This is a genomic window from Pedobacter suwonensis, from assembly GCF_044762335.1.
Taxonomy (GTDB): domain Bacteria; phylum Bacteroidota; class Bacteroidia; order Sphingobacteriales; family Sphingobacteriaceae; genus Pedobacter.
Genome location: NZ_JBIWEB010000021.1, coordinates 21,025 through 32,592, shown reverse-complemented (window position 1 = coordinate 32,592; position 11,568 = coordinate 21,025). Strand labels below are relative to the sequence as shown.

Annotated in this window: 8 protein-coding genes and 1 tRNA gene; 3 read left to right on the top strand and 6 right to left on the bottom strand. The window is 40.1% G+C overall.

Features of this window, described 5'->3' with window-relative positions; all coding sequences use genetic code 11:
- Window positions 1-154: 154 nt before the first annotated feature.
- A tRNA-Asn gene (locus ACIQXP_RS22090) sits at window positions 155-228 on the bottom strand.
- Between the two features lie 309 nt (window positions 229-537).
- Complete coding sequence (locus ACIQXP_RS22085) at window positions 538-3,789, bottom strand: TonB-dependent receptor (RefSeq protein WP_387507904.1); 3,252 nt, start codon at window positions 3,787-3,789, stop codon at window positions 538-540.
- A gap of 301 nt (window positions 3,790-4,090) precedes the next feature.
- On the opposite strand from ACIQXP_RS22085, the gene ACIQXP_RS22080 reads away from it, so the two are divergent.
- Window positions 4,091-4,618 (top strand): GNAT family N-acetyltransferase, encoded by a 528-nt coding sequence (locus tag ACIQXP_RS22080; protein ID WP_387507907.1) that lies wholly within the window; start codon window positions 4,091-4,093, stop codon window positions 4,616-4,618.
- A 154-nt stretch (window positions 4,619-4,772) separates the two neighbouring features.
- Here the strand turns inward: ACIQXP_RS22080 and ACIQXP_RS22075 are convergent, their stop codons facing one another.
- From ACIQXP_RS22075 to nhaA, 3 genes are all read right to left on the bottom strand, one after another.
- Window positions 4,773-5,354 carry a YdeI/OmpD-associated family protein gene (locus tag ACIQXP_RS22075; protein WP_387507910.1) on the bottom strand — a complete coding sequence of 194 codons (582 nt, stop codon included), beginning with the start codon at window positions 5,352-5,354 and terminating at the stop codon, window positions 4,773-4,775.
- 183 nt (window positions 5,355-5,537) lie between these two features.
- Complete coding sequence (locus ACIQXP_RS22070) at window positions 5,538-6,875, bottom strand: TIGR00341 family protein (protein WP_387507913.1); 1,338 nt, start codon at window positions 6,873-6,875, stop codon at window positions 5,538-5,540.
- Window positions 6,876-6,907: 32 nt separating this feature from the next.
- Complete coding sequence (gene nhaA / locus ACIQXP_RS22065) at window positions 6,908-8,242, bottom strand: Na+/H+ antiporter NhaA (RefSeq protein WP_293744424.1); 1,335 nt, start codon at window positions 8,240-8,242, stop codon at window positions 6,908-6,910.
- A 94-nt stretch (window positions 8,243-8,336) separates the two neighbouring features.
- Between nhaA and ACIQXP_RS22060 the strand changes: the two genes are divergently transcribed.
- Window positions 8,337-9,149: an ion transporter gene (locus tag ACIQXP_RS22060; protein ID WP_387507916.1), complete on the top strand. Its 813-nt coding sequence runs from the start codon at window positions 8,337-8,339 to the stop codon at window positions 9,147-9,149.
- A 70-nt stretch (window positions 9,150-9,219) separates the two neighbouring features.
- Complete coding sequence (locus tag ACIQXP_RS22055; protein ID WP_387507918.1) at window positions 9,220-9,432, top strand: hypothetical protein; 213 nt, start codon at window positions 9,220-9,222, stop codon at window positions 9,430-9,432.
- A 628-nt stretch (window positions 9,433-10,060) separates the two neighbouring features.
- Here the strand turns inward: ACIQXP_RS22055 and ACIQXP_RS22050 are convergent.
- Window positions 10,061-11,542, bottom strand: a complete 1,482-nt coding sequence (locus ACIQXP_RS22050; RefSeq protein ID WP_387507921.1) for a phytoene desaturase family protein — start codon at window positions 11,540-11,542, stop codon at window positions 10,061-10,063.
- Window positions 11,543-11,568 lie beyond the last annotated feature (26 nt).

Genomic DNA, 11,568 nt, shown 5'->3' with positions numbered 1-11,568 from the left:
ACACGGCTTCCAAATGCCAGGGCCTGTGCTTTGAGGTAAATGTGCTAACAGCTAAGTTGTTGTGCTCCTCAAGTCAGCCGACATAATCACCGGTGTATCTAACATAGTAAAGAGACTATAAACAAAAAACCCACAGCTTTCGTTGTGGGTTTTGCTCCTTCTGCTGGGCTCGAACCAGCGACCCTCTGATTAACAGTCAGATGCTCTAACCGGCTGAGCTAAGAAGGAATCCGGCTATCCAAAAAAACAGCTTATTTAAACTTTTCAGTAAATATATGCTCGTTCGTTTTGGGAGTGCAATATTAGCGGTTTTAAATTATTTATCCAAAAAAATATTCAGTTATTATTTAAAAAAAGCTCCTCTGTTTAAAACAAAGAAGCGCTTTACTTATTTAATACTGGTTATCAGTACATTAAGAATCAGAACAACAATCTATGGTGATTAATATTCCGCTCGGTATATATTCACTTAGTTAAACAAAAAAACGGCCTGACCTTTTTCAGGCCAGACCGTTATAAACATTTATTTAAAAAAGATTAGAAACTATATCTTAATCCCAATTGCATCTGGTAACGCGAGGCAAAGAAATCTTTTGAATAAGAAGTGACATCTTTTTGTGCGAAAGTATAAACCGGATAAGTGGTTGGCGTTCCTGCGGTTGCAACTTTAATACCCATACTGGCCATTGAGTTATAAGTATTAGGAGAGAAATACTGAATTCCCCAGTTTTTATTCACCAAATTGGTCAGGTTAATAATATCATAGGTTAACGTAAGTACATGGGGGTGTTTTCCTTTGGCTACTTGTAGATCCTGAGCGAAACGGAAGTCAGCCTGTACGTTCCAAGGGGTACGTGCACCGTTACGTTCTGTAAAATCGCCACGACGACTGCTTAAATATTTATCTCCGTTGATATAGTTATCAAACGCAGCTGCCTGTGCAATCCCATCGGCTGTGTTGGCAAAGAATTTCTGTGTTTCGCCCACTGCAGGTACATACATTAAACTTACTGTTTGTCCTGTTCCATTGATCCTGGTATTTACTAAACCCAATGAGTATGGAGAACCCGACTGACCGCTGAAGAATAATGAAAAGTTAGACACATATTTGCCGTTTTTAGCCCAGTCCAATCTATAGTTTATGGTTGAAATGATCCTGTTGCGGATATCAAAGTTTGAGTAAGCCAATCCCGGGTTATTGGGGCTAAGCGCCTGGTTTAACTGCCAGTTAGATTCCATTGAGTTACGGATACCATTGGCAATATCTTTCGATCTTCCGTAGGTATAGGCCACCATCATATCTAAACCGAAAGGAAGTGATTTACTTACCTGTGCAGTTACGCTATATTTGTATCCTTTATCGGTATTCGATAATAAATAGGCATTGGTATACAACGGGTTGATTTTAGCACCTGAATAAATAGGCTGTTGCTTTTGGGTATCATAAACCATGTATTTTGGATTATCTACATAGTTGATCTGTTGGAACTGCACATCCTTAATTACCTGGCTAAAAATACCTTCTAAGGTAAATTTCCATTGATCATCTGTTTTATAATCGAAAGCCAGATTACTTCTCCAGGCTTTAGGCATTTTAAAATTGTTGTCAACCAAATCTACCTGCGTAGCACCACTGGCGTCTTTCACATTTACCCCTTGTTTAGTTACATAACCCGCCTCGCCATTACCGGTTAAAGCATCTCTGACCGGATCTGAGCCTGCTGCCGGTGTAGTGATTTTGGTCGGATCTGCGTTTGAATAAACGTAAGATTTATCAAAAGCACCATAGTTTACACCATTATTATAATAGGCATAACCGATCCAGGCAAAAGGCACACGACTGGTAAATAAACCCGTACCACCGCGCATCACCAGGCTTTGGTTACCCAATACATCGAAGTTAAAGCCAATACGTGGCGAAATCTGGATTTTGTTTAAGAATTTTCCGGTAATTGATGATGGCTGTGTATAAGTATATGTTGTACCGTAATTGGGATCAACAGGAGAATTGGTGGTTTTTGAACTTAAAGATGGCATAGTAGGTAAATCTGCCATATCAAAACGTAAACCCGGTGTTAATTTAAAACGGTCGCCTATACGGATTTCGTCCTGACCATAAATACTGTACATGTTTACATTAAACTCAGCCGTTGGGTTATTAATGATGTGATCACGGGTATTGTCGTCATAATTATAACTTGCACGTACCCTGTTTGGCCTGTTTGCCAGGAAATCGGCAATACTGCTGTAAGCCACACGACCGTTCCATGCGTTTACAAAGCCATAATTGATGTTGTAAAATTCGTTGTGCGTACCAACGGTAAAGGTATGGATACCAGAATTGTAAGTATAGTTATCGGTAAACTCGAAAGTATTCTGTTTCATATTGAAGATACTCGCCTCACGATCTGTACCTAAAAACAATGTCCCTCCGTTCGAAGCAATCTCGATCTGCGGTAAAGCCGGGTTAGAAAGCGGATTGCGGTAATCGTGCACCGTAGAGTAACCAACAATTAAGTTATTGGTGGCAGAATTACCAAAGCGGGTTTTCAGATCGGCAACCGTTGAAGTCTGGTTATTGTTCTGCCTGAAATCGATGCCACCAAACCTAAAGTTAAGCTGGTCTCTTTCCAGGTTTGTTGCTTTAGAAATAATGGTATTATTTCTGATGGTTAATTGAGTGCTTTCGCTGATATTCCAATCCAAACGGTTAAAGAATTTGTTAGATTGTGAATAGATATTGTAATTGCCGAACGAACCTGCATCAACACCATAAGCGGTTTTCATGTAATCAGAAATCTGTTGAGCATCCGTTGCCGTAAGCAATTTCATATCAGATGATCCGGCACCTAATATTACCGGGTCCTGGCGGCGCGTAATCTCCTCATTGGTAAAGAAGAATAATTTATCTTTTATAATCGGGAAACCCACACGGAAACCGGTTTGATAATCGTGAAACGCTGAAGGCTCTTTGCTGTTATCGCCGATTTTATTTCTGCCGATTAATGAAGCGTTGCGGCCATATCCATAAACAGAACCCACTACCTCATTGGTACCGCCACGCGTAACTGCATTAATACTGCCACCTAAAAAGTTACCCACTTTAACATCATATGGAGAAAGCAGAACAGTAACATCCTGGATCGCATCCAGCGAAACCGGGTTGGTACGTGTACTGCTCCCCGGCATACCAGAACTTCCGCTCTGTCCACCCAATGAAGGGCTAAAGCCAATTGCATCGTTATTAATAGCACCATCAATGGTTACGTTATTGTATCTGAAATTGGTACCACCAAAGGTATTATCTTTACTGCCCTGAGGGGTTACACGGGTAACATCCTGCAAACTGCGGTTCATGGTTGGCAGGGTTTTAATCTGGCCTTCGCCAATACTGGTACCTGCACCAGATTTCGTTCCGCCTTTTTGGCCTTTCACATTCACCTCTGCCAATTGATTGCCCTGCTCCTGAAGATCAACATCAACCTTTACATCCGAGCCAAGGGTTAAATAAATATTTTCTTTTACTACCGGGTTATAACCCACAAAGGTCACGGTGATTTTGTATGGCCCGCCAGGATTTAAATTGCCGATACGGTAAAGTCCTGATTCGTTTGAGGAACCCTTGGATACCGTTCCGGTAGGAACGTGAACCATAACAATGGTTGCACCAGGAATAATGCCTTTGGCATCCTTAATTTTTCCATTAATACTAGATGTTGTAACCTGTGCCTGAGCAAAAGTAATCAGGAGTACAAGAATACTGATCAGGGATAGTATACGTGATTTCATTTTCTGTTATTTTATTTTGACACAAAACAACAGCCTTAATGTTAATTAAATATTAACACTAAATTAAGTTTAACCTTAATTTAACAATATGAAAATCAGAACAAAACAATAAGAATACAATTCCTTAACAGCCATTTCGAAGCCGGAATGTGATGAAGAGCAATATGCTCAAATATCAGAGATGAAGATGAAGATTTAATGAAGATTGTAGCTATAAGTTCGCAGCCTAGAGCCGATTAACCGATTTAAATAATCACCAGTACAAAGTTCGGACTCATGCTAACCAATAAAAAATGAACTAATGAACCTATTCCCTATCTTTGCAGCAATGACAATAAGACTTGCCCTTACAGAAGACATACCATTTATTATGCAACTGGTTCGCAAAGTTGTGCCTTTAATGCGTGCCGCCGGAAATTTCCAGTGGGGAGATGATTATCCGAATCCTGAAGTATTTTCCAGCGACATTGCCATTGGACAGCTATGGGTAGCTGAACTGGAAAAAGAAATTGTCGGTGTTTCGGCTATTACCACAGATCAGGATCCCGAATATGCCGATGCTGGCTGGGACATTACTGAAAAAGCCATTGTTACGCACCGCCTGGCCGTCGATCCGGATTGCCAGGGCAAAGGAATTGCCAAAGCTTTAATGAACCAGGCCGAACAGGCAGCAAAAGATTCGGGTATTTCTATCTTAAGGGTAGATACCAATAGCGAAAACTTGGCCACCCAGGCACTTTTCCCTAAGCTTGGCTATCAGTTTAGTGGCGAAATCGGCTTAGCCAAGCGTCCTGGATTGCGTTTCTTTTGTTACCAAAAGGTACTGTAACCCATAGCCTGTAGAAGGATAATGTAGTATAAAATGCAATTTTAAAATAAATCCTACAGGTGAACAACCACAAAAAAAGACCATATTATCAGATGGAAACACCTGAAATCACCAACCTAAACGCTAGTTCGCTCATGGTGGCAATTGTCCTGAACTAATCGTTCAATCCTTTACCACTTAAAATCTGCGGTATGCATTTCTCAACCCTTGCTTCACGGGTTTTTGCTTGTTTAGGTGCAGAAAAATGTAGTAAATAAGCTCTTTGACGACCTGGAGTTAAAGCTTTGAAAGCAGCCTTCAAATCCGGGATATGATCTAATTTACTTTGAAATTCGGCGGTGACACTGTATTCAGTTGTTTTTTTCAGTTCAACTTTCAATCCGGCTTTTTCTACCTCAATGGCCTGCAAAATGTAGGCCTTTAAAATGGCTTTCATTTCTGCAATCTGCAATGCACTAAGAAAACGGATCTGCCTTGCTGATTGCACATGCTCTGTTTGCTGGATCAATATATGATCATGATCTTTTAATAAAACACCTTTAAAGACCAAAAAGGCACAATATTCTTTAAAATCATGAATTAAAACGATATTGTTTCCATTGTAAGTGTAACAGGGATGGCCCCATTTCAATTCCTCAGTAAGCTCACAATCAAGCGCAAGAGATCTTAACAGATTTAACGATTCCTGCCACTTGCTTGCTTTATTAAAATAAAAATCAACTTTAGGATTCATCATATATAGTACTTTGAAACGATTTCCTTTGTACAGGTCTTAAATAAGGAGAGCAGGGTTATAACACGATCAGCAGCAACAAAACGTAAGAAACTACTTCAAAAACGGGAATAAAAGCCTGCGTAAACCTCCTTCATCAGTAACCAGCCAGCCATTATTAACCTTTTTATTTAAGCCATTGAACACCTATTCTGGAATGTAAACCGTCCTAACTGTATCAACCTTTAACCGGCCTTTCAACCAGTAACGGATCCTGGCCTGGTTTGCCTGAAGCGGTACTTTTGATACTTCTGCACTGAAAAGCGTGAGCGTATCCCTGCTTTGGGTATCCAACCTGTTTATCACAATATTGGAAAGCGAGTAGCTTTTGATTTCAGGAAATAATGCAATTAATTCTGACCTGATATCGGGTAGCGGCTGGGAAAGTTTATTAATTTTAACGGAATTGGCCGGTTGGTTTCCTTTTTTAAACACATCCTCCATAATACTGGCCTTTATCTGTGAAAAATCGACCTCCTGCCTTGCATTAAGCCCCTGCCTTATCCTTAAAGTTGTTCCATCCAACTTATAATCTTTAAGTTTCGCCTTTATGGCATTTATAACGTTATCATCTAATTGGGCGCCAATTAAAAGCAGATCGATCTCTTTTTCATCTTTCGAGTAACGCAGGTTTCGGTTGATGACCTGGGTTGTGGTGAAATCAAACTGCTCACGGATAAATTTCTGTGCATTATTTTCAAAAATACTTTTCTGTACAATATCATAAGCAAAGTATATACTGGGAATAATGGTAATAAGTACGGTGAAAAGAATATATCTGGACACTTTTTTTTCAACACCCGGATCTTCGAAATGTTTTTTATCAAATTTTAAAAAACGTACAATCAGATATGTGGAGATGCAGATGAAAAGACTGTTGATGAAAAACAGATACAATGCGCCAAAGAAAAAAGGCCAGTTACCCATGGCCAATCCATAACCTGCAGTACATAATGGCGGCATTAAAGCCGTGGCAATGGCCACGCCTGGAATAACATTACTTTTCTCCCTTCTGGTAGCCGCAATAATTCCGGCTAATCCACCGGTAAACGCGATGAATACATCCCATATAGATGGTGTAGTACGGGCAAGAAGCTCGCTCTGTGCTTCATGCAATGGCGTAATGTAAAAGTATATGGAAGAAGTTACAATACTGATAAATGTGGCGATGAGCAGGTTTCTGCCACCTTTTTTAACCAATTCAAAATCATTGGTACCAATGCCCAGCCCGATTCCCATAATTGGCCCCATTAACGGCGAAATGAGCATGGCGCCGATAATTACGGCTGTTGAATTTACGTTAAGACCAACCGAGGCTATAATGATTGCAAAGATAAGCGTCCATAACGGGCCGCCAACAAATATCGAATTTCTGGAAATGGAATCCACCACTTCACTTTCATCTGCCTTATCAATCTGTAGATTGAAGCGCTTTGAAATAAAAGCTTTAACAGCACCCCGTACATCGTCATTTTTTCTCCCCATACCTGTATCCAATTTTTTCCTTTGGTTATTGTTTAACCCTCTTCTATCTGTTCGCTGCCTTCTGATTTCCCAATGCGCTTGAGTACGATGGTGCCCAATAACCCGGCCACGATAGAGGCAACCAGAATCCCATATTTGGCCTGATCAATAAATAGAGGATTATCGAAAGCCAGTCCACTGATAAAAAGCGACATGGTAAAACCTATCCCAGCCAATAATGCAACCCCGGCAATATGTTTCCAGTTGGCGCCCTCCGGAAGCTTTGATATGCGAAACTTCACCATAATCCAGCAAAATAAGAGAATCCCGGTAAACTTGCCGATAATCAATCCGCCAGCCACACCTACGGATACAGGATTTATGATTGAATCAAAAAAATCAGCTGTGATGACAATGCCGGCATTGGCCAGTGCAAACAGCGGCATAATCCCAAAGGCCACCCATGGGTGTAGTGCATGCTCAATCGTTTGTAAAGGCGTTTCGGCTGCCATACTGAGGGTTTTTACCTTTTGGATGGTTTTGTTTTGCAAGGGCGTAATTAGGCTACCCCGCTCAGGTATGTCGGACTCGAAATCGTACGAAAGCTTTCTGAGGTTACTGGAATAAATTTGTTCGTCAATTCTGGTAACAGCCGGAATAGTAAAGGCAACCAAAACCCCGGCAATTGTAGCATGCACACCAGATAGTAAAAAGCCGATCCACACACAAATGCCGAGCAAAAGGTAAAACATAGCACTTCTTATTCCCACTTTGTTTCCGATCATCAGCAATACCAAAAATCCTCCGGCAACTGCCAATGGCATAAAGTTGATTTCCTTGGTATAGAAAAATGCGATAACCAATACTGCGCCAAGGTCATCGGCCACCGCCAGGGCAGATAGAAAAACCTTTACCGAGACCGGTATATGCCTGCTGGCCATAGAAAGCAGCGCAAGTGCGAAAGCTATATCTGTAGCCATAGGAATTCCCCAGCCATGGGATGCGTTAGTGCCGCGATTAATAAAAAAATAAATAGCTGCAGGAACTAACATTCCGCCCAGTGCTGCGGTCATTGGTAATGAAGCCTTTTGCAGCGAAGAAAGCTCTCCTTCCATGAATTCACGCTTAAGCTCGAGACCGATTACAAAGAAAAATATGGCCATCAAACCATCATTGATCCAAATATGAAGCGGCTGGCTGAGTAAAAACTTATCAAACCCTACAGAAAAATTGATATGCCAGAGATGTTCATAGAAATCGTAAAAAGAAGAATTAGCCCAAGCAATGGCAATAACCACACTGATTAGCAGCACTATTCCACTAGTGTATTCCAAGTGAATAAAGCGGCTCACCGGAGCCATGATTTTTTCTATAGTCGTTTTTTCCATGTCTTTCAAAATCCCAAATATAACTTTTTAATAGAACCCGTGTCTGCGATTGCGAAGTTATTATGCTATTTTGCAGAAAACCGGTACCGCGAAAATGATCAGAGCGAACGACAAATTACGGAAAAAACTATATATCATCATCTTCCGTTCTGACACGAAAGCAGGAAAAAGTTTTGATGTATTGTTGCTAATATTGATTCTGCTGAGCATTCTTTCTGTATTTCTGGAAAGTGTAGGCTCGGTAAGGGAAAAATATTATCATATAATCCATATACTGGAATGGATATTTACCTTTTTATTTACGTTTGAGTATTTGCTCCGGATCTACGCCAGCCACAAACCGCTTCGATACATTTTCAGTTTTTATGGGATTGTAGATCTTATTGCTTTTATGCCTACCTATTTAAGCCTTTTTTTTATCGGAACCCAATACCTGATCGTTGTTCGCGCTTTTCGCTTACTACGCGTATTCAGGATCCTTAAGCTCACACGGTTTCTTTATGAAGGCAACATCCTTAAAAGTGCGCTTAGGGCAAGCCTTTATAAGATCGTTATGTTCCTATCAAGCGTAATTACTCTGGTTACTATAATCGGCACACTAATGTACATTATAGAAGGAGAAAAAAGTGGCTTTACAAGCATTCCTATGTCTATATATTGGGCAATCGTAACCATTACAACAGTGGGTTATGGCGATATCTCACCTCAAAGCCCGCTTGGCCAAATCCTTGCCAGCATATTAATGGTAATCGGTTATGGCATAATAGCTGTTCCAACAGGTATTGTATCTGTTGAGATGTCAAAGGCGACCGAGGCAGCAAAAACCAAATGCCCGAACTGTTACGCAGGACTGCATAATGAAAAAGACAGGTTTTGTTCCAATTGCGGTCATCAAATGAAAAACTAAATGAAAGGCTAGTTAGCTTACTTCTGGTCATGGTGCTTACCTCCAATCGGCAAACAAAAAAGGACCTGCTTTGTCTGGGGAATTTTGGAAAGAACGGCTCAACCATATTCTCTCGTACAAGAACAAGGATGCCGTGAACGATTTCATCGCTGGCAAAGTTAAACCAGCGCTGGAAGAGCTGGCGGCAGCATTTCAGGAAAAACAAATCGGCACATCGGTAACGATCTCTCAAAATCCTTCTGCAGCAGAGATTACGCTTAAACATAAAGTGATAGAAGATTAAGTATGGCGTTAAATGTCAGTCAAAATTAACATCTGAATTCCTGGTTGATGAAATAAACCTACCAGGCATCAGAAAAAACGGCACTTTTGTTCCAATCACTTATTTTGGCGATAACAGGCCCGGCTACAATATCGAATACTTTAGTGAGAGAGCAATAATAGCGGATGTTTTAAAGCAATACGAAAGATTTATCGAACTTTCTTCAGATGTCAGGAACGAAATGTTTCTGGATAATACGCTCAAAGATATAAGCTAAACAGCTTTATTAAATATAAATATTACTTATTGATTGATGGAGACTGGCGATAACAAGCATTTAATATCCCGGTTTCCAGGATTAAATGCTAAACTGCTGAGATAAAAATTGAAATCAACCCCAAAATTTTTACCTGATCCAGGATCCAATACGATCGCATTTGTAAAAATGCATTAAAAAGCAAAAGGCCCGGAAAATCCAGGCCTTTTTGCTTATCATATATTTGGTTAGTTGATTCTTATGTTTTCTTTCAACAATTCGCCTTCTCTCTTATTTCGAAACAAATGCAAACCCCAAACAATTATGTGTTTTGCAGGATTATTGCAGTGTTTTTGTTTTGTGGTTATAAAGATAAGGGAAATTTTAAATTTGTCAAGCTTTTTTTAACTTTTTTTTTATTTCTTTTGCGACCACTTGTCCAGAAATGATGGCAGGCGGCACCCCAGGCCCCGGAACAGTTAACTGGCCGGTATATAAAAAATTTGTTACTTTACTTTTCATTTTGGGTTTTAGAAAAGCGGTCTGTTTCAAAGTGTTTGCTAATCCGTATGCATTCCCTTTAAAGGCATGATAATCTTCTACAAAATCTTTCATGGCATAACTGCGTTTGAATAAAATGCTTTCACTTATATCGTTTCCGGTCATTTTTTTAAAGCGATCCATCAATACATTGAAATATTCTTCTCTTTTGCTTTCGCTATCTTCCAGATCCGGTGCAAGCGGAATTAAAAAGAAAAGATTTTCACAACCTTCCGGTGCTACGCTCTTATCAGTTATTGAAGGGCAACAGGCATAAAACAGGGGCTTTGATGGCCATTTTGGGTCGCTGTAGATTTCTTTGGCGTGTTCATCAAAATTCTCATCAAAGAACAAGTTGTGGTGTAACACATTAGTTAGTTTTTTATTTAAACCTATGTAAAATAAAAGACAAGACGGCGCCATTGTTCGTTTATCCCAGTAATTTTTGTCGTAATTACGGTAAGGTTGATCAAAGAGATATTGGTCGATGTGGTGATAATCTGCATTACCGACCACAAAGTCGCTTTTAAAATTTCCCTGATTTGTGATTACGTGCTCTGCCAGATTGTTTTTTACCTCAATTTTGGTTACTTCTGTATTGAACATGAATTTTACGCCCTGTGCCTCTGCAATGTTTTGCATGGCAGCTACAATTTGATGCATGCCGCCCATTGGGTACCAGGTACCTAAAACAAGGTCAGCATAGTTCATCAGACTGTATAATGCGGGAGTATTTTGTGGAGTAGCACCTAAAAATAATACAGGAAATTCCAGAAGTTTCTGCAGTCGCTCATTTTTAAACAGTTTATGCACATGTTTGCGCATATTTCCCAAAAGCTGTAGTTTAATTCCGCTGATGGCTAGCCTGGGATCAAAATACTCCATTACGCTATGTGAGGGCTTAAAAACATATTCGTTCATGCCTACATCATATTTATACTTAGCCTGATCAAGAAAATATTTGAGGTTGCTGCTGCTGCCCGGCTCAAGTTTTTCAAATAAGGCATATAAATCGTCTAATGTGGCAGGAACATCAATAATATCGTTTTGACCAAAATAGATACGGTAAGATGGACTAAGCCTTTTCAGTGCATAAAAATCGGAAGTAGTTTTGCCAAATAGGTTGTAATAATTTTCAAATACATCGGGCATCCAGTACCAGCTAGGCCCCATATCAAAAAGGAAGCCGTCTTTTTGCCAGGTTCTGGCCCTGCCACCCGCCATTTCGTTTTTTTCGATTACGGTAACATCAAAGCCATCTTTGCCCAATAAAGCTGCTGCAGCCATGCCTGCAAAACCGGCACCGATAATGGTAACGGAGGTTCTTTTTTCCATGGTGTAAATAAAGGAATTTTATTGCG